Origin of the sequence: Variovorax sp. EBFNA2 (assembly GCF_033802765.1) — a bacterium.
GTDB lineage: Bacteria > Pseudomonadota > Gammaproteobacteria > Burkholderiales > Burkholderiaceae_C > Variovorax > Variovorax paradoxus_H.
Genome location: NZ_CP138496.1, coordinates 5,172,698 through 5,189,893, shown reverse-complemented (window position 1 = coordinate 5,189,893; position 17,196 = coordinate 5,172,698). Strand labels below are relative to the sequence as shown.

General features: G+C 70.2%; 17 protein-coding genes. 9 read left to right on the top strand and 8 right to left on the bottom strand.

Going from position 1 to position 17,196, the window contains the following annotated elements; genetic code table 11:
* Positions 1–2 precede the first annotated feature (2 nt).
* Positions 3–1,163, bottom strand: coding sequence for an acyl-CoA dehydrogenase family protein (locus RZE79_RS24370; protein ID WP_319357188.1), 1,161 nt, complete (start codon positions 1,161–1,163; stop codon positions 3–5).
* Between the two features lie 8 nt (positions 1,164–1,171).
* Positions 1,172–1,954 (bottom strand): citryl-CoA lyase, encoded by a 783-nt coding sequence (locus RZE79_RS24365; RefSeq protein ID WP_319357187.1) that lies wholly within the window; start codon positions 1,952–1,954, stop codon positions 1,172–1,174.
* 144 nt (positions 1,955–2,098) lie between these two features.
* Between RZE79_RS24365 and RZE79_RS24360 the strand changes: the two genes are divergently transcribed.
* The 5 genes from RZE79_RS24360 to RZE79_RS24340 all read left to right on the top strand — a co-directional run bounded on the left by RZE79_RS24360 (position 2,099) and on the right by RZE79_RS24340 (position 8,126).
* Positions 2,099–4,435, top strand: coding sequence for an acyl-CoA dehydrogenase family protein (locus RZE79_RS24360; protein WP_319357186.1), 2,337 nt, complete (start codon positions 2,099–2,101; stop codon positions 4,433–4,435).
* Between the two features lie 44 nt (positions 4,436–4,479).
* Entirely contained in the window at positions 4,480–5,469 is a 990-nt protein-coding gene (locus RZE79_RS24355) for a tripartite tricarboxylate transporter substrate binding protein (protein ID WP_319357185.1), read from the top strand.
* Positions 5,470–5,472: 3 nt separating this feature from the next.
* Positions 5,473–6,981, top strand: coding sequence for a class I adenylate-forming enzyme family protein (locus RZE79_RS24350; RefSeq protein ID WP_319357184.1), 1,509 nt, complete (start codon positions 5,473–5,475; stop codon positions 6,979–6,981).
* Between the two features lie 111 nt (positions 6,982–7,092).
* Entirely contained in the window at positions 7,093–7,272 is a 180-nt protein-coding gene (locus RZE79_RS24345; RefSeq protein WP_056572234.1) for a DUF3606 domain-containing protein, read from the top strand.
* Between the two features lie 173 nt (positions 7,273–7,445).
* A complete protein-coding gene (locus RZE79_RS24340) occupies positions 7,446–8,126 on the top strand; it encodes a hypothetical protein (RefSeq protein ID WP_319357183.1) in 681 nt (226 codons plus the stop codon).
* Here RZE79_RS24340 and RZE79_RS24335 read toward each other — a convergent pair.
* The gene (locus RZE79_RS24335) at positions 8,072–9,238 is read right to left on the bottom strand and encodes a DNA topoisomerase IB (protein WP_319357182.1); all 1,167 of its coding nucleotides are present in this window, start codon (positions 9,236–9,238) and stop codon (positions 8,072–8,074) included. The two genes, RZE79_RS24340 and RZE79_RS24335, sit on opposite strands and share 55 nt — an antisense overlap.
* Before the next feature lie 108 nt (positions 9,239–9,346).
* Between RZE79_RS24335 and RZE79_RS24330 the strand changes: the two genes are divergently transcribed.
* Complete coding sequence (locus RZE79_RS24330) at positions 9,347–10,408, top strand: purine nucleoside permease (RefSeq protein WP_319357181.1); 1,062 nt, start codon at positions 9,347–9,349, stop codon at positions 10,406–10,408.
* A 6-nt stretch (positions 10,409–10,414) separates the two neighbouring features.
* Here the strand turns inward: RZE79_RS24330 and RZE79_RS24325 are convergent, their stop codons facing one another.
* Both RZE79_RS24325 and dinB read right to left on the bottom strand, forming a co-directional pair.
* Complete coding sequence (locus RZE79_RS24325; RefSeq protein ID WP_319357180.1) at positions 10,415–11,098, bottom strand: TIGR02117 family protein; 684 nt, start codon at positions 11,096–11,098, stop codon at positions 10,415–10,417.
* A 10-nt stretch (positions 11,099–11,108) separates the two neighbouring features.
* On the bottom strand, positions 11,109–12,293 hold the full coding sequence (gene dinB / locus RZE79_RS24320) for a DNA polymerase IV (RefSeq protein WP_319361280.1): 1,185 nt from the start codon (positions 12,291–12,293) through the stop codon (positions 11,109–11,111).
* Positions 12,294–12,503: 210 nt separating this feature from the next.
* Between dinB and RZE79_RS24315 the strand changes: the two genes are divergently transcribed.
* A complete protein-coding gene (locus RZE79_RS24315) occupies positions 12,504–12,782 on the top strand; it encodes a contact-dependent growth inhibition system immunity protein (protein ID WP_319357179.1) in 279 nt (92 codons plus the stop codon).
* 15 nt (positions 12,783–12,797) lie between these two features.
* On the opposite strand, the gene RZE79_RS24310 is transcribed toward RZE79_RS24315, so the two are convergent.
* Positions 12,798–13,415, bottom strand: a complete 618-nt coding sequence (locus RZE79_RS24310) for a YiiX family permuted papain-like enzyme (RefSeq protein WP_319357178.1) — start codon at positions 13,413–13,415, stop codon at positions 12,798–12,800.
* Between the two features lie 63 nt (positions 13,416–13,478).
* On the opposite strand from RZE79_RS24310, the gene RZE79_RS24305 reads away from it, so the two are divergent.
* Both RZE79_RS24305 and RZE79_RS24300 read left to right on the top strand, forming a co-directional pair.
* Positions 13,479–14,039: a putative glycolipid-binding domain-containing protein gene (locus tag RZE79_RS24305; protein WP_319357177.1), complete on the top strand. Its 561-nt coding sequence runs from the start codon at positions 13,479–13,481 to the stop codon at positions 14,037–14,039.
* Between the two features lie 44 nt (positions 14,040–14,083).
* The gene (locus RZE79_RS24300; RefSeq protein WP_319357176.1) at positions 14,084–15,202 is read left to right on the top strand and encodes a hypothetical protein; all 1,119 of its coding nucleotides are present in this window, start codon (positions 14,084–14,086) and stop codon (positions 15,200–15,202) included.
* On the opposite strand, the gene RZE79_RS24295 is transcribed toward RZE79_RS24300, so the two are convergent.
* Both RZE79_RS24295 and RZE79_RS24290 read right to left on the bottom strand, forming a co-directional pair.
* Positions 15,199–16,197, bottom strand: coding sequence for a tripartite tricarboxylate transporter substrate binding protein (locus tag RZE79_RS24295; RefSeq protein ID WP_319357175.1), 999 nt, complete (start codon positions 16,195–16,197; stop codon positions 15,199–15,201). The two genes, RZE79_RS24300 and RZE79_RS24295, sit on opposite strands and share 4 nt — an antisense overlap.
* On the bottom strand, positions 16,194–17,117 hold the full coding sequence (locus tag RZE79_RS24290; RefSeq protein ID WP_319357174.1) for a LysR family transcriptional regulator: 924 nt from the start codon (positions 17,115–17,117) through the stop codon (positions 16,194–16,196). The genes RZE79_RS24295 and RZE79_RS24290 overlap by 4 nt, the downstream gene beginning before the upstream one ends.
* Positions 17,118–17,196 lie beyond the last annotated feature (79 nt).

Here is a 17,196-nt window from a genome sequence, read left to right as displayed (position 1 = left end):
CTTCAGAACGAGCGCGGCAGGCCGAGCATGTGTTCGGCGACGTAGCTCAGGATGAGGTTGGTCGAGATCGGCGCCACCTGGTACAGCCGCGTCTCGCGGAACTTGCGCTCGATGTCGTATTCGCACGCAAAGCCGAAGCCGCCGTGGAACTGCAGGCACGCGTTGGCCGCCTCCCAGCTCGCCTTGGCCGCGAGGTACTTCGCCATGTTGGCCTGCGCGCCGCAAGGCTGGCGCGCGTCGAACAGACGGCAGGCCTCGTAGCGCATCAGGTTCGCGGCCTCGGTCTCGATGAAGGCTTCGGCAATCGGAAACTGCACGCCCTGGTTCTGCCCGATGGGACGGCCGAACACCACGCGGTCCTTCGCGTAGGCCGTCACCTTGTCGATGAACCAGTAGCCGTCGCCGATGCACTCGGCCGCGATCAGCGTGCGTTCGGCATTGAGGCCATCCAGGATGTACTTGAAGCCCTGGCCTTCCTCGCCGATCAGGTTCTCCGCCGGGATCTCGAGGTTCTCGAAGAACAGCTCGTTGGTCTCGTGGTTCACCATGTTGAGAATGGGCCGCACCGTCATGCCCTTGCCGATGGCCTCGCGCAGGTCGACGATGAAGATCGACATGCCTTCCGACTTCTTCTTCACGTCCGCGAGCGGCGTGGTGCGTGCCAGCAGGATCATCAGGTCCGAATGCTGGATGCGCGAGATCCACACCTTCTGGCCGTTGATGACGTAGCGGTCGCCCTTCTTCACGGCCGTGGTCTTGATCTTCGTGGTGTCGGTGCCGGTGGTCGGCTCGGTCACGCCCATCGACTGCAGGCGCAGATCGCCGCTGGCGATCTTCGGCAGGTACTGGCGTTTTTGCGCCTCGCTGCCGTGGCGCAGCAGCGTGCCCATGTTGTACATCTGGCCGTGGCAGGCGCCCGAGTTGCCGCCGCAGCGGTTGATCTCTTCCATGATCACCGAGGCTTCGGTCAGGCCCAGGCCCGAGCCGCCGTACTCCTGCGGAATCAGCGCGGCCATCCAGCCGGCCTTGGTGAGCGCGTCGACGAACTCGGCGGGGTAGCCGCGCGCCTCGTCGACCTTGCGGAAGTACTCGTTGGGAAACTGCGCGCACAGGTCGCGCACGGCGTCGCGGATGTCGGGGAAACGGTTGTCGGTGGCGATCATGGTGTTCATCAGTCCTGGCGGGGGCCGCCTGCTTCTTTTTCGACGCGTTGCCAGATCTCGATGGCCATCGGGTCGTCGATCTCTTCGAGGATGTGGCCCACGAGGCCGATGGCGCGCGCCATCACGCCGAAGCCGCGAATGATCTTCCACGGAAAGCCGAACTCGGCCGCAATGGCGCCGATGGCGCCCGTGGCGTTGATCGGCAGCGACTTGCCCGACACGCGCTCGGCCTCTTCCTGCACCGCCTGCATCAGCGCGACGTAGTGGCTGGAGAGCCCGTTCTCCGCTGCGATCTGGAACAGGCGCGGCGTGCGCGGGTCGATCGGCTTGTGCAGCGGATGGCCCAGGCCCGGCACGATGAGCTTGCGTGCGCGGTGGTCGGCCACGATGTCCTTCGCCATGTCGGCGAGCGGACGCGTCGGCTTCTCGCCGAAGGGAATGGCCTCGTAGAGCATCTTCGCGGCGCCCTCGGTGCTGCCCACGAACACGCTGCCCAGCCCGCACAGGCCGGCGGCCACGGCGGCCTGCAGGGCTTCGGGTGCGCCGGCGTAGGTGAGCCGCGCGGCCAGCGCGCTCGGCGTGACGCCGTGCTCCACCAGCGTGACGACGATGGCGTTGAAGGTCACGGATTCCTGCGGCGTCGGGATGCGGCCCGTCAGCTCCAGGAAGGCCATGTCGCCCAGGTTGAGGTGGCCGAGGATTTCCGAGGGCAGGTCGCGCCCGCGCACGGTGATCTTGTCGGGCGTGCTGTGGCCGAGCTCGGTGTGCAGGGATTTCTTGATCTTTGTCATGGCCGCAAATCTATCCCCGCGCGCGCGATCGGCCACTCAGTGATTGCCAAACCCTCCCTTCCGCAATTGCGAATGCCCTGCGGCGGGGTCTTCGGGCACGCTGCGACTCGTCATTGCAACGGAAAAGAAAAGGCAGACAGCGCGATGGATTCCGACTCACTCCTGGCCGTGCGCGAAGCGGCGCTCGACTACTTCACCCGCAGCGGCGCCACCGCGCGACGCCGCGCCCGCACCGAACGCCCCGAGGCCGACGAGGCGCAGGGCTGGGGCGAGATCGCCGCGCTCGGCTGGCCCGGCATGCTGGCGCCCGAAGCGGCCGGCGGCCTCGCGCTGGGGCTCGACGGCGCCGCGGAAATCTTGCGTGCGGCCGGCGAGCACGCAGCGCCCGAGCCGCTGTTGGCCGTGGCGGGCCTGAGCGCGCTGCTGCTGGCGCGGCTCGACTCGCCGGCGGCGCGTGCCTTGCTGGCCGAACTGGTCGCGGGCCGCAGCCTGCCCGCGCTGGCCTGGCAGGAAAGCGCCGGCGACCTCAGCGCCGTGCCGCTGGCTTGCGGCTGCGAAGCGCGCGCGGGTCATGGGGGCGGCGTGCTGTTGCAAGGCGACAAGCTCATGGTGCTGCCCGGCGCCGCCGCCAGCGGCTGGCTGGTGTCGGCGCGCGGCGAGGACGACGCCGTGCTGCTGTGGGTGCCGCGCGGCACAGAGGGCGTGAGCGAGACGCTCGTGCCGCTGGTCGATGGCAGCCAGGCAGCCAACCTGCGCTTCGAAGAGGTCGTGCTGCCGGCCGACGCGGTGCTGGCCAGCGGGCCGGCCGCGCAGGAGGCGTTGCGCCAGGCGCTCGCCGCCGGACAAATCTTGCAGGCCGCCGAGCTGCTCGGCGCGGGGCAGGCGATGCTGGCGCAGACGCTGGCCTACCTGCGCACGCGTTCGCAGTTCGGCAAGGCCATCGGCAGCTTCCAGGCGCTGCAGCACCGCAGCGTCGACATGTTCATCCACCTCGAAGTGGCGCAGGCCACGCTCAACGAAGTGCTGGCGCTGGTGGGCGACGGCACGATGCCTTCTGACCGGCTCGAAGCCGAAGCCAGCCGCGTCAACGCGCGTTGCACGGCGGCTGCGCTGCAGGCGTCGCGCGCAGCGGTGCAGCTGCACGGGGCCATCGGCTACACGCAGGAGTGCGACCTGAGCCTGTTCTACAAGCGCGTGCTGTGCCTGTCGGCATGGCTGGGCAATGCCACGGCGCACCAGCGCCGCCATGCCGCGCTGACGGGCGAAGCCGAAGCTGCTGCGAGTGGTGCAGCGGCCTGGCATGGCGAGTTCCTGGCGCGCACCACCGACTGGTCCACGGTGCCCGAGCCCGAGTTCCGCCGCATGGTGCGCGGCTTCCTGCAGCAGCGGTATCCGGCGCAGTTGCGCTACCTCTCGCACCGCGCGCGCTGGAGCGAGATTCGCGAGTGGTACCTCACGCTCTCGGCGCAGGGCTGGATCGCGCCGGCCCGGCCGCAGTCGCACGGCGGCATGGGCCTGCTGGCCGACAAGCTCATCGCGTGGATCGAGGAACTGGAGCAGCACGGCGTGGCGCGCGCGCCCGACCAGGGCATCGTGATGATCGGGCCGCTGCTCATCCAGCACGGCACGCCCGAACAGCAGCAGCGCTTTCTGCCGCGCATCCTCAGCGGCGAGCACGTGTGGTGCCAGGGCTATTCGGAGCCCAATGCCGGCTCCGACCTGGCCGGCCTGCGCACCGAGGCGGTGGCCGGGCGCGATGCGCAGGGCGATCACTTCGTCGTCAACGGCCAGAAGATCTGGACCACGCTCGCACAAGACGCCAACCACATCTTCATGCTCGTGCGCACCGACAAGGGCGCGCGCAAGCAGGAGGGCATCAGCTTCCTGCTGTGCGACCTGCGCACGCCGGGCGTCACGGTGCGGCCCATTCACACGCTGGCGGGCGAGCCCGAGTTCTGCGAAGTGTTCTTCGACAACGTGCGCGTGCCGGCCGACCAGCTCGTGGGCCAGCTGCACGGCGGCTGGACGATCGCGAAGGCGCTGCTGGGCTTCGAGCGCATCTTCCTCGGCAGCCCCAAGCAGTCGCAGTACGCGCTGGGCCAGCTGGCGCGGCTCGGGCAGGCGCGGCGGCTGTTTGCCGACCCGGTGTTCGCACAGCGCTTCGCGGCGCTGCGGCTCGATGTGCTCGACCTGTCGGCCGCGTACACGGGCTTTGCCAACATCGTGCGCGCAGGCAAGCCGCTGCCGGCGTCGGTGTCGCTGCTGAAGATCTGGGCCAGCGAGACGTACCACCGCATCGGCGCATTGCTGGTCGAGGCCGGCGAAGAGCAGGGCGCGGTCGCGGGCGACCAGGTGCTCGACGGTCAGAGCTTCAACGTGCTCTCGCCGCTCATCGGTTCCACCGCCGCAATGATCTACGGCGGCACGAACGAGATACAGCGCAACATCCTTGCGCGGCAAGTTTTGGACTTGCCGGCCTGAGCGATGTGAGCGACCGAAGACATACACAACTGGAGACAACGCTCATGCAATCCCTCGAACTCTTTTCGCGCCGCCAGCTCATGGCCGCGCTGGCGGGCAGCGCGGCGCTCGCCGCACTGCCGCACCGTGCCTTCGCGCAGCAGCCGCTGCCGCCGCTCATCAAGCTGGTGGTCGGCTATTCCGCCGGCGGGCCGGTGGACGGCGCCGCGCGCCTGCTGGCGCCCGCGCTGGGCCAGGAGCTGGGCACGCAGGTGATCGTCGACAACCGGCCCGGCGCTGCGGGTTCGCTCGGCGGCAACGCGGTCGCCAAGGCGCCGCCCGACGGCGCGATGCTGTTCTTCGGCGCGAGCCCGACCATCACCATCAACCCGAACGTGCAGCGCAGCATGCCCTTCGACCCGATGAAGGACCTCACGCCCCTGGCGCCGCTGGTCGACTACACCAACGTGCTCGTGGTCAACAACGACCTGCCGGTGCGCAGCGTGGGCGAGCTGCTGGCGTATGCGAAGGCCAAGCCCGGCAAGCTGTTCTACGGCTCGGCGGGCGTGGGCGCGTCGAACCACCTGAGCGGCGCGCTGCTCGAGAAGATGAGCGGCGTGCAGCTCACGCACGTGCCGTACAAGGGCAGCGCGCCGGCGCTGGCCGACGTGATGGCCGGCACCGTGCCGATGATGTTCGACATCATCGCCACCTCGCGGCCCTTCATCCAGTCGGGCAAGCTGCGTGCATTGGCCGTCACTTCGCGCCAGCGCAACCGCATGCTGCCCGACGTGCCGACCATGATCGAGTCGGGCGTGCCCGGCTACGACGTGGGCGGCTGGTTCGGCCTGTACGGCCCGGCGCGCATGGATGCGGCGCTGGTCGCGCGCGTGAACGCCGCGGCGCAGAAGATGCTGGCGCGCGAAGACATCGCGCACCGCCTGCGCGAGCAGGGCTACGAGGTCTGGGCGGGCGCACCGGAGGTGCTGGGCACCAAGGGCGTGTCGGACCGCAAGCTGTGGGCCAGCGCGTCCAAAGGCATCGAGGCGGAATAGCCGATGCAGCCCTCACGCATTCATCACCTTCTCGAAGACCGCGCGGCCCGCACGCCGGACGCGGTGTTTTTGTACGAGCTTGACGGCACCACCACCTATGGCGCACTGCAGGCCATGGTCGAGACCGCCGCGAACGACCTGCTCGCCGCCGGCGTGCGGCCCACCGACCGCGTGCTGCTGGTGGCCGAGAACTGCGCCGCCCACATCGCGCTGCTGCTGGCCTGCAGCCGTGTGGGTGCGTGGTCGTGCGGCGTCAACGCGCGGATGTCGCCGGGCGAGATCGCGGCCATCGCCGAGCGTGCCGACGCGCGGCTGTGCGGCTTCACCACCGACGCGTCCGATGCGGCGCGCACGCATGCACAGCGCGCGTCGGCCGTGCAGGCCACGCTGCCCGGCGTGATGTTCACCGCCGCGCGCGCCGAAGCCCGCCCCGAGCCCGACCCGGCGCTGGCCGATGCCGCCGCGATCATCTTCACCTCAGGCACCTCGGGCACGCCCAAGGGCGTGATGGTGTCGCACCGCGGGCTGCTGCACTTCGGCCGCGTGTCGGCGGCGGTGCGCGCGCTCGACACGCACGACCGCGTCTACGCCTTCCTGCCGATGACCCACATCTTCGGCATCGGCACCGTGCTGATGGCCGCGCTCACGGGCGGGGCCGCGCTGGTGCTGCGCGCCAGCTTCTCGCCGGCCGACATGCTCGAGGCGCTGGCGCACGGGCAGGTGTCGAACCTGCTCGGGCCGCCGACCATGTACGCGCGGCTGCTGGCGCACATCGAGGCGCAACAGCTCGCGCCGCGCTTTCCGAATCTGCGCTACGTGTACACGGGCTCGGCGCCGCTCGACCCCGCGCTCAAGCAGCGCGTGGAGCAGTTGTTCGGCCAGCCGCTGCACTACGGGTATGGCCTTTCAGAGTACGCGGGGTCGGTGTTCCTCACGCGCACCGAGGCGCCGCGCGCCGACACGTCGGCGGGCTACGTGGTCGAGGGCGGCGAGGGGCGCATCGTCACGGCCGAGGGCACCGAAGCCGCACCGGGCGACACCGGCGAGATCTGGCTGCGCGGCCCGGGCCTGATGCTGGGCTACTTCCGCGACGCGGCCGCCACGGCGCAGGTGATGCGCCCGGGTGGCTGGTACGCCACCGGCGACCTCGGCCGGTTCGACGCCGACGGCGCGCTGTTCGTGGTCGGGCGGCTCAAGGAAATGATCATCCGCTCGGGCTTCAACGTGTACCCGGCCGAGGTCGAGGCGGTGATCGGCCGCTTTGCCGGCGTGCACCTGTGCGCCGTGGTCGGCGTGCCCGAGGCCGACGGCAACGAGCAGATCGTCGCGTTCGTCGAGCTGAACCCGGGCGCGTCGCTCGACGAGGCGGCCTTGCGCGCGCACCTGGCCGAGCACCTGTCGCCTTACAAGCGGCCGGCGCGCATCGAGGTGATCGACGCGATGCCGACCACGGCCAACGGCAAGCTGCTCAAGCGGGAGTTGCAGGCGCGGGCGCGCGCTGCCATGTCCTGAAGCGCATCGGCACGCGCTTCGGACTTTTCCTGCACGGGCGCGCGCCCGTGTCCTCTAACGGAGGGCGCGATCGGGTGCCATGGTGAAAGCATCTACCGAGGAGATCTTTCCATGGCCGATGACCTGAGCAAGCGCGGACCGCAGGATGCGAGCCGCATCAACGTCAATGAACTCCACGAGGTCCGCTACTGGACCCAGACGCTGGGCGTCACCGAGGCGCAGCTGCGCTCGGCCGTCGCGGCGGCGGGGGTCGAGGTGAAGGACGTGCGCGCGTACCTCGGCAAGCCCTGAGCGCACGGCGGCGCACATCGCAGGACGGGCGTAGGCAGGCTCCTACAGCCGCGGCGCGGAGCGGGCACGATACTCGTGGGCTTGTTTCCCGCCATCAGGAATCTTCCCTTGACCGTGTGTCCTGCCGCCTCCCGCCTTGCGGGCCGCGTGCCCTTGCGGGCCGCCGCGCCGCAATGAAGTCCTCGCCCAGCGCCCGCAGCTGGATCGCCGCCGGCGTGCGCCACGAGTTGCTCACGCGCGCGCTGCCGGCGCTTCGCCACGACATGACCGCGCCTGTCTCGGTGATCCGCATGGCGGTGCTGATGCTCAAGCGCCAGGTGGCGGCCGATCCCGTCGACGGTGCCGCCTGCGAGGAGCGCGTGAACCTCATCGACAGCCAGGTGTCCGAACTGGTCGGTGCGATCCGCTCGCTGCGCGACTGGGAGCTGGCCACCACCGACGACGGCGTCACGCGCAGCGCGCTGGTCGCGCAATGCATGACGCTGATGCGTTCGGCCTTCGACCTGCACGGCGTGACGCTCGAGGTCGACGAAGCACTCGCTGCCCCGCAGGCCGACGAGCCCCGCTGGCCCAATGCCGCCGCGCTGCGCTACCTGTTCCTCGGCGCGCTGGGCTACCTGCACGACGGCGTGGACGAAGCCGGCACGATCCGCATCGAAGCCGACGGCACCGACGCGCTGCGCCTGCACGCGCAGCTGCGCGCGCAGGGTGGCGCCAGCGCGGTGCTCGATGCACACCGTGCACCGCGCGCCCTGGCCATCGATCCCGTGGCATTGCAGAACCTGGCCGAAGACCTCGGCTATGCCGTGGTGCTCGACGCCGACACCGTGCGCTTCGGCCTCGCGGCCGGCTGAGCCGGGCGGCGTTTCGCGCGCAGGAAGGCGAGCAATCGCCGCTCCGCCGCGACCAGTCCGCGGGCCGGGCCAGCGGTCGCCGCGCGCGCCGCGATCTTCTCCAGCAGCGTGCCGGTGACCGCCGTGTCGTCCTCGCGTGCGAGTGTCTCGCCCAGGGCCAGCACGGCGGGATGCACGTACGCCTTCTTGCAGACCGCCGGCGTGTTGCCGAGCTGCCGCGCGACGGCCGCGAGGATGTCCCTGGCGCCGGGCCGGCGCTCTTCGCCTTCCCACGCGCAGGCCAGCCGCGTGAGTTCCAGCGCCTGCACCGTGCCGTGCCAGGTGCGGAAGTCCTTGGCGGTGAAGCGCTCGCCGTCGCCGCTGTCGGTGGCTTCGGCGATGTAGTCGTTCACGTCGTTGGACGACACGCCGCGCACCTCGCCCGCCTCGTCCGTGTACTGGAACAGCGCCTGGCCCGGCAGCTGCTGGCACTGGCGCACCACGCGGGCCACGCGCGGGTCGTCGACGCGCGCCTCGTGCGCCACGCCGCTCTTGCCGCGAAAGCGCAGCCGCAGCGCCGAGCCCTGCACCGCCGCGTGGCGATTGCGGAGCGTGGTGAGCCCGAACGATCCGTTGCTGCTCGCGTAGGCCTCGTTGCCAACGCGCAGCAAGGTGGTGTCGAGCAGCCGCACCAGCGTGGCGATGACCTGCGCACGCCCGGGGGTCTTCGTGCCGGCGCGCAGGTCGCGCGCCACGCGCGCACGCAAGCGGGGCAGGGCGCGCCCGAAGGCTTCGAGGCGCTCGAACTTGGTGCCGTCCTGCAGCGCGCGCCAGTCGGGGTGGTAGCGGTATTGCAGCCGGCCGCGCGCATCCAGGCCCGTGGCCTGCAGGTGGCCATGGGGCAGCGGGCAGATCCACACGTCGGTGTAGGCCGGCGGAATCGCCAGGCTGCGGATGCGCGCGAGCGTGTCGGCGTCGCGCACCCAGCGGCCTTGCGCGTCGCGGTAGCGAAAGCTGTCGCCCCACTTCAGGCGGCGGATGCCCGGCATGCCGGGGTTCACGTAGACCAGGCCGCGGGCCAGGGGCAGGGCGGACGCCGGTGCGGGCCGGCATGGGGTTTGCATCGAAGGCATGACATCGCGCTTGTGCCAGCATCGACAATCGTGCGGTGTAGGACGCCGCATGCTCACGCTGTTACCGAGGTGCGCTTTCCCTTCCTTCTTTCTCTTCGGATTCCACCCATGTCCCTCCTCAACTCACGCCGCTTTTCCCTCGGCGCCCGCGGCCTGACGCTGTGCGGCGCCGTGCTGCTTGCCACGGCCTGTGCCTCCACCTCGCCCACCGCCGACACCCGCGCAGCCGCAGCCACCGGCGCGCCCGTCAAGGTGAAGGTGTTCGTCGCCGCCATGTTCGAGATCGGCCAGAACACCGGCGACCGCGCCGGCGAGTTCCAGCACTGGTACGAGCGCTACTGGAAGGGCGCCAAGCCGATGGCCGTGCCCGGTGCGCTGCAGCCCGTGTACTGCAACACCGACGGCGTGTGCGGCGCGGTGCTGGGCATGGGCAAGGTCAACTCGTCGTCGTCGATGCAGGCCATTCTGCTGAACCCGCAGTTCGACTTCTCGCAGGCCTACTACGTGATCTCCGGCGTGGCCGGCACGCCGCCCCAGCGCGGCACCATCGGCGAGGTGAGCTGGGCCACCTGGCTCGTCGACTACGACCTCGGCCACCGCTGGGCCCCCGAAGAGAACAAACCCGGCGAACCCACCTTCATGCCGCGCAAGGGCTACGAGGAGTACCGCCGCTTCAAGCTCAACCCCGACCTCGTCGGCTGGGCCATGAAGCTGTCGGCCGACACGCCGCTGAAAGACTCCGAATCGGCCCGCAAATACCGCCTGCGCTATCCCGACGCGGCCGCACGCCGCGCGCCCTTCGTGGGCACCGGCACGCACATGACGGGCGACACCTTCTTCCACGGCCCCGGCATGTCGAAGCAGGCGCAGTACATCGCCAAGCTCTACGGCGCCGACGACTATGTGATCACCGAAATGGAAGCCGCCGCCATCACCCTCGTGATCAAGCGCACCCACGGCACCGACCGCGTGATGAGCCTGCGCGGCGCGGTCAACTTCGACCAGGGCAACCCGAAGGAAAGCACGCTGCAGCACCTCGACCCGGCCCCGGGCGAGACGGCGGGCGGCTTTGCCGAGACGGTGGAGAACATCGCGCTGGTGGGCACGCGCGTGGTCGATCACATCGTGAAGAACTGGCCGACGTGGTCGGCGGGCGTGCCCAAGCCCTGAAGATCGTCAGGGCTGCAGCACGGGCTGCAGATGCCACGTCACGTTGAAGTCGAACGGCGTCCATCGGCTCACCGTGACGCCTGCCTGGCGCAGGCCGCGGCCGGTCCAGGTGTTGCAGGTCTCGAACAGGTGGTAGCTGCCTTTCGCTTCGTAGAAGGCATCGTCATTCGCGTAGTGCGCACCCGCGATCGGCGTGGCGCGGCCTGAGGGCAGCGTGGCGCGCACGTGGGCCACGAGCTGCGCGTACTGCGCCTGCGAGAGAGGCAGCTTGTAGGCCCCGCGCCGCAGCTGCGCGCGCTGCAGGTAGGTCACGTGCAGCAGCGAACGATTGCCGCCCGACAGCGCCCCGAAGGCGCGCGCGGCCGTGAGGTCGGCCCAGGTCGGCGTGTGCAGGTAGAACTCGCGGTCGCCCCAGCCGATGGCGACGAACTCGGCATCGGGCGGCGGCGCCTTGAAGTCGGACCGCGGAAAGAGCTGCAGCCAGTCGACCGTGGCCGAGCGGACCGGAAACACCAGGTCGGTGTGCACGCCGTTGCTCAGCACCCAGGCCTCGACGGCCGGCGGCTCGGCCGGTGGTTTCGCGTTCGCCGGCAGGAAGACCAGCGCGCAGGCCACGGCCCCGTACAACGTGATCGCGAGCAGCAGCCCCAGCAGTGTGAGGGCGATGCGTCGCAGCCAGCGTCGGAGCATTGGGAAAGTGTCAGAAGAGCGACGCCGTGGTCGCCACCGGCTCCGCGCCGCGGGCGCTTGCGGCGGGCGCCGTCGCCTCGGGGCTGCCGGCCTTGGCCAGCGCGCCCACGCGCACGCCCAAGAGGCGCAGCGGGCGTTCCAGCGGCACGCGCTTGAGGCACTGCCCGCCGATCTGGCGGATGGTCTTGCCGTCGTCGGTGTAGCGGTCGATGGTCTGGTCGCGCGTGGCGATCTTGAAGTCGTCGTAGCGCAGCTTGATGCCGATGGTCTTGCCCACGTAGCCCTTGCGCTGCAGGTCTTCGGCCAGCTTCTCGCACAGGTGGGTGAAGATCGCGCCCAGCTCGGCGCGGTCGCGCACGGCGTGCAGGTCGCGCTCGAAGGTGGTTTCGCGGCTCATCGACACGGGCTCGCTCTCGGTGACCACGGGGCGGTTGTCGCGACCCCAGGCCACCTCGTGCATCCACGCGCCGGTGGCCTTGCCGAAGGTGTCGATGAGCCAGCCGCGCTCGCGCGCCGCGAGCTGGCCCACGGTCTCGATGCCGAAGCGCTTGAGCTTCTCGTCGGCCTTCGGCCCGATGCCGTTCACCTTGCGGCAGGGCAGGGGCCAGATGCGGGTTTCGAGGTCGTGTTCGTAGACCACCGAGATGCCGTTGGGCTTCTCGAACTCGCTGGCCATCTTGGCGATGAGCTTGTTGGGCGCCACGCCGATGGAGCACGTGAGGCCCGTGGCGTCGAAGATGGCTTTCTGGATCAGCCGCGCCAGCGAGCGCCCGCCGTCGCGCTGGCCGCCGGGCACGTCGGTGAAGTCGATGTAGACCTCGTCCACGCCGCGGTCTTCCATGAGCGGCGCGATCTCCAGGATGACCTGCTTGAAGGTGCGCGAAAAGCGCCGGTACTCGTCGAAGTCGACCGGCAGGATGAGCGCCTGCGGGCACAGCTTGGCGGCCTTCATGAGCCCCATGGCCGAGCCGATGCCGAACTGCCGCGCGGGGTAGGTGGCGGTGGTGATCACGCCGCGCCCCGTGTAGTCCTTCAGCCGCGGAAAGGCCTCGATGGGAATGTCGGCCAGCGTGGCGCCTTCGGGCAGGTCGCGGATCGCCTCGTCGACGCGGCGCCGGCCGCCGCCGATCACCACCGGCAGGCCCTTGAGCTGCGGATAGCGCAGCAGCTCGACCGACGCGTAGAACGCGTCCATGTCGAGGTGGGCGATGCGGCGGATCGGAGGGGCGGGGGGCGCTGGCTGGGAACTCACGGTGACAATTGTCTCGCTCTCGGCGCATGTTCGCCCGCGCCCGTGTCGCGTGCAAGAATGCGGCGGAGTTTCAATCCCCACCCGCGGGACGACGGGGCGCACTGCAGACATACGACGGCCGGCCGTCCCGACATTTCTTCCTCACGACCCACGATGCGATTCGAACTGATCGACCACCTCACCAAGGTTTATTTCGGCCAGGACGCCGACATCCTCTTCGGCGAAACCGGCGCCGAGATCATGGCCTCGTACCGCGAGTCGAGCACCCCGGCCGAACTGGCCGCGCTGCGTGCCGAGATTGCGGACTACCTCGGTTCGCGCGACGACATCGAGGCGGCCTTTGCGCGCGACTTTTCGCGCGACTACATCCCTGAAGATTTCGGCACGACGGCGAAGCAGTTTCTCGACAGCGTGCTGGCTGCGGTGCAGTAACGGGTCGGCGCGGGTTCAACGCGATTCGACCGTCACCAGCAGCGGCGAGTCGAACATCGCCACCGGCGAGATCACCGGCTCGTCCATCGGCACGGCGTCGCCGTAGCGCTCGCGCATCTTCGCGCGCACGGCCGGGTCGGCGAGGTTGAAGCTGCGGATCTTCTGCAGCTCGCCGATGCGCACGCCCAGTGCGCGGTCGTAGAGCTTCCACACCAGTTCCGAGCAGTAGATGCGCGAATCCGACCACTCGAAGGTCAGGTCGTACGGACGGCCCGCGAAGTCGGACGTGCGCGCATGCAGGCGCGCCACGGCGCCGGGCGTGAGCCGCGTGCCGGCGTCGCGCAGGCGCTTCACCACGTACTGCCCGCCGTTGCCGCGCGCCGTCCATTGCGCCAGCGGCGTGTAGCGCACCGTCGAGACGGCCTCGAACACGTAGGGTTTGCCCTCTCGCAGCAGCACGATGCCCATGTGGCTGTAGCGCGAGCCGGTGGCGCGCTGCACGGCGACGCTTTGCGCCGAGCGCGAGGTGTGGAAGATGATGTCGCCGTCTTTCAGCGCGGTGGCCGCGTGGCCGGTGCTGGCCATCAGGAGGGTGAAAAGGGCAGACAGCGACACGGAAAGGGCTTTCGACATGCAGGGCATTTTGCGGGATGCCGCTTGCGCCCCGCGGCATGCCGGTGCCATGATCCGCGCCATATGCAAACCGTCGCCTCCATCCTCTGGCGCAGGCTCGATGCACCGGGCCACGATGCCTGTCGCCTCGAACGCAACGCCTCGGCCTGGCAGCTCGACGGCGCGGCGGTGTTCCGCACCGAAGGCGGTCGCATCGCACAGCTGCACTACCGCGTGCGCTGCGACCTGCTCTGGCACACGCAATGGGGCACGGTGCGCGGCTGGCTCGGCGAATCGGCCATCGACCTGTCGATCACGCGCGACGCGCGCGGCCACTGGAAGCTCAACGACGAAGCGGTGTCCGACATGTCGCACTGCGTCGACCTCGACCTGGGTTTCACGCCCGCCACCAACCTGCTGCAGCTGCGCCGCCTGAACCTTGCCACGGGCGAAAGTGCCGATGCGCCGGCGGCCTGGGTCGATATCGAAGACGGCGGGCTCAGCGAGCTGATGCAGCGCTACGAGCGGCGCAGCGACAGCACGTACGCGTACGAGGCCAAGCGCTTCGATTACGCAGAGGTGCTGGCCGTCACGGCCGAAGGCTTCGTGCGCGACTATCCGCGGCTCTGGCGCGCGGAGGACTGACGCGTTGTCGGGAGTCATCGGGCGCTGCGCCTGAACGCAGCGGCATGGGCTTTCTGAGTTTCGCCTTCAACGCGGCCACCGTGGTGCTGCTGATGGTCGGCGTCGTGATCGTCGGCGTCGTCCTGCTGCGGGTCTTCGGGGCACTGGAGCGGCGGATGAGCTCCCGGGCGGCCGGGCGCTTCTTCAAGTTCGCGGGCTACTTCACGCTGGCGACCTGCGTTGCCGCGCTCGTGGGCGGCTTCGTTCTCTATGTGACGCGCGCGCCGGACAAGGCGGAACTCGAGCGGGGCATGGCCAAGCTCTTCACCTACCCGTCGAACCGCATCCGCATCGATCTGAACGAGGTCAGCGACGCGCAGCGCCAGGAACTGGTGCGCGCACTGCAGCCGCTGCTGACGAGCACGTCGCGCGAGTTCTACCAACGCGTCACCACGCGCCGCGGCGGCTACGGCGTGAAGGCGACGCTGCCGAGCTACTACCGCCTGACCGCCGATCGCCTGGAGATCGCCACGGGCGAGAGCTTCGGCAGCGGCAGGACGCTGCCCCCGCTGTTTCCGCAGGTGCTGGCGCACGCGGCCGACGCCGCCACCGTGCCGGCGCTGCCTGCCGCGATCGACGCACGGATCGTGACGGGCGACCAGGCACCGGTCCCGCTGTCGCTGGTGTCGAAGACCGCCGAGCTGATGGTGCTCACGCGCCAGACGCTGCGGGGCACGCAACCCTTGCCCGCGCCCTGCCTGATGGCGATCCAGGCGCAGGTGCCCACCGATCACTTCGAGTGGCTCTTCGACGCCGACCGGAACGGCCTGGGCAAGGACGTGCGCCTGCAGGTGAACGCCGTGCCCGGCGTGCTGCCGGCCGGCGAGTACGAACTGCGCCAGCTGACACTGCTGGGCTCCGAGCGCCGGCGCGTGCTCTGGGAACGCGCCGCCGCGCAGGGGCACGTCGCCGTGCAGCTGGGCCTGGCGCCGGTCGGCCTGCGCGAGAGCCCCGGCTGCGAGGCGCGCCTGCTCAAGCAGCTCGACCGCGCATGGACCGTGACGGCGTTGCGCAACGTGTCGTCGGCGCTGGCCAGCGCGGTGAAGCAGGTCGACATCGAACAGCGCCCCTCGCGCTTCAGCCCCTGGTACGCGGGCTTCGGCTGGACGGCCGCGCAGCCCTAATCGAACTGCGCCCGGGCGCCCGCCACCAGCGCGCGGTTGCGCCGCCGTTCCGCCGCAATCTCCTGCGCGAAGTCGTCGATGCTTCCTTCGGCCGGCAGGTTGTAGGCCTCGCGCAGGCGCGCGCGCAGCGTGTCGCCCTGCAGCAGCCGGTTGATCTCGGCGTTGAGGCGCTGCACCACCGCCGCCGGCGTGCGCGCGGGCGCGAAGATGCCGAACAGCGAATCGCGGTTCGCCTTCTCGTAGCCCAGCTCCGCGAGCGTGGGCACCGCAGGCAGCGCCTCGATGCGCGCGGGCGCGCCGACGGCCAGCGCCTGCAGCCGGCCGCTCTCGATGTACTGCAGCTGCTGCGCCGCGACGTTGGTCGACAGCACCTCGAACTGCCCGCCGAGCGCATCGTTGAGCTGCGGCCCGCCGCCCTGGTAGGGGATGTGCGTGATGTCGGTGCGGCTTTGCAGGCGCACCTGCGCCAGCACCATGTGGCCGATGGTCGCCATGCCCGAGGTGGCCCAGCGCACCGCGCCGGGCTGGCGACGCGCCAGTGCGATCAACTCCGCAAAGCCACGGCCCGCGAACGCCGGCGTGCCGACGACCAGCACCGGCGTGCGCATCACGCTGGCCACGGGCGCGAAGGCGCGCAGCGGGTCGTAGGGCGCGCGCGCGAGCAGCGGGTGCAGGGTGAGGGGGCTGATGGCGGAAAAAGCCAGCGTGTGGCCGTCGGGCGTGGCGCGTGCGAGCGCGTCCATGCCCAGGCTGCCGCCCGCGCCGGCGCGGTGTTCGATGAGCACCGGCACGCCCAGCGACTGCGCCAGCGGCTCGGCCAGCGCGCGCGCCATGCCGTCGCTCACGCCGCCCGGCGGGTAGACCACGATCAGGCGCACGGGGCGGCTGGGCCAGGGCGACGAGGCCGCGTGCGACAAGCGCGGCAATGCGCACGCGGCTGCAAGGCCAACGCCGACGCGTTGCAGGAAATGGCGGCGCAACAGCGGCAGGGTCATGCGACGGGCTTCCCCTCGGCCAGCCCACGCAGCAGCGCCGCGAAGTGCCGCGCCGGCAGGTTGTCTTCGTCCGCGCGCGACACCAGCGTGAGCGGCGCATCGAGCTGGCCGCCGTCGGCCAGCCGCGTGTAGGCGATGGCGTGCGCGTGCACGCCGGTCATCGAGGTCGGCACCACCGACAGGCCGACGCCCGCGGCCACGAGGTTCAGGTTGGTCATCATGCGATCGACTTCGGCCACCACGCGCGGGCGCAGGCCCTGCGCGTGGCACAGCGCGAGCAGCTCGGCATAGAGGCCGGGCGCGCCCGGGCGGCGCACGAGGATGATGCCTTCTTCGCAGAGCTTCGACAGCGACAGTGGCTTCGCCGGCTTCTTGCCATTTGTAGGTGCGAAGCGGTGGTCGCTCGGCATCGCGACCCGCACCGGCTCGCGCAGCAGCGTCTCGAACACCAGCCCCTCGGGCCGCGCCACCGGCACGCGCAGCAGGCCGCAGTGCAGCCGCCCCGCGGCCAGCGCCTCGGTGAGTTCGGCGGCGTTGTCTTCGCGCAGCTGCAGCTCCACGCCGGGGTGCGCGCGGCGGAACGCGCGCAGCGCCTCGGGCATGAAGCGGTGCGCCGCGGCCGAGCTGGTGAAGCCGACCGCGAGCGTGCCGGTCTGGCCCTGGGCCACGCGCGCCATGCGCTGCTTCATGGCCTCCATGTCCTGCAGCATGCGCAGCGCCTCGGCCTGGAACAGCCGGCCGGCGTCGGTGAGCGCCACGCCGCGCGGATGGCGCTTGAACAGCAGCACGCCCAGCTCGCGCTCCAGCGCCTTGATCTGCAGGCTCAGCGGCGGCTGCTGGATGCCCAGCTGCTCGGCGGCGCGCGTCATGTGGCCGGTGCCGGCCACGGCCACGAAGTACCTCAGCGCGCGTATGTCCATATGTTTTTTGTATTGAATAGGCCTTGTTATTTTATTTGACCCTAGGTCACACGGAATCTATCGTCCGGCCGCCTGTTCA

Coding starts and splice junctions, on each gene's coding strand:
- RZE79_RS24355 (WP_319357185.1), top strand. CDS start 4,480: ATGCAATCCCTCGAACTCTTTTCGCGCCGCCAGCTCATGGCCGCGCTG.
- RZE79_RS24325 (WP_319357180.1), bottom strand. CDS start 11,098: ATGCTCCGACGCTGGCTGCGACGCATCGCCCTCACACTGCTGGGGCTG.
- RZE79_RS24310 (WP_319357178.1), bottom strand. CDS start 13,415: ATGTCGAAAGCCCTTTCCGTGTCGCTGTCTGCCCTTTTCACCCTCCTG.
- RZE79_RS24295 (WP_319357175.1), bottom strand. CDS start 16,197: ATGACCCTGCCGCTGTTGCGCCGCCATTTCCTGCAACGCGTCGGCGTT.
- RZE79_RS24305 (WP_319357177.1), top strand. CDS start 13,479: ATGCAAACCGTCGCCTCCATCCTCTGGCGCAGGCTCGATGCACCGGGC.
- RZE79_RS24365 (WP_319357187.1), bottom strand. CDS start 1,954: ATGACAAAGATCAAGAAATCCCTGCACACCGAGCTCGGCCACAGCACG.
- RZE79_RS24335 (WP_319357182.1), bottom strand. CDS start 9,238: ATGCCTTCGATGCAAACCCCATGCCGGCCCGCACCGGCGTCCGCCCTG.
- RZE79_RS24290 (WP_319357174.1), bottom strand. CDS start 17,117: ATGGACATACGCGCGCTGAGGTACTTCGTGGCCGTGGCCGGCACCGGC.
- RZE79_RS24345 (WP_056572234.1), top strand. CDS start 7,093: ATGGCCGATGACCTGAGCAAGCGCGGACCGCAGGATGCGAGCCGCATC.
- RZE79_RS24300 (WP_319357176.1), top strand. CDS start 14,084: ATGGGCTTTCTGAGTTTCGCCTTCAACGCGGCCACCGTGGTGCTGCTG.
- RZE79_RS24370 (WP_319357188.1), bottom strand. CDS start 1,163: ATGATCGCCACCGACAACCGTTTCCCCGACATCCGCGACGCCGTGCGC.
- RZE79_RS24315 (WP_319357179.1), top strand. CDS start 12,504: ATGCGATTCGAACTGATCGACCACCTCACCAAGGTTTATTTCGGCCAG.
- RZE79_RS24360 (WP_319357186.1), top strand. CDS start 2,099: ATGGATTCCGACTCACTCCTGGCCGTGCGCGAAGCGGCGCTCGACTAC.
- RZE79_RS24350 (WP_319357184.1), top strand. CDS start 5,473: ATGCAGCCCTCACGCATTCATCACCTTCTCGAAGACCGCGCGGCCCGC.
- RZE79_RS24340 (WP_319357183.1), top strand. CDS start 7,446: ATGAAGTCCTCGCCCAGCGCCCGCAGCTGGATCGCCGCCGGCGTGCGC.
- dinB (WP_319361280.1), bottom strand. CDS start 12,293: ATGGACGCGTTCTACGCGTCGGTCGAGCTGCTGCGCTATCCGCAGCTC.
- RZE79_RS24330 (WP_319357181.1), top strand. CDS start 9,347: ATGTCCCTCCTCAACTCACGCCGCTTTTCCCTCGGCGCCCGCGGCCTG.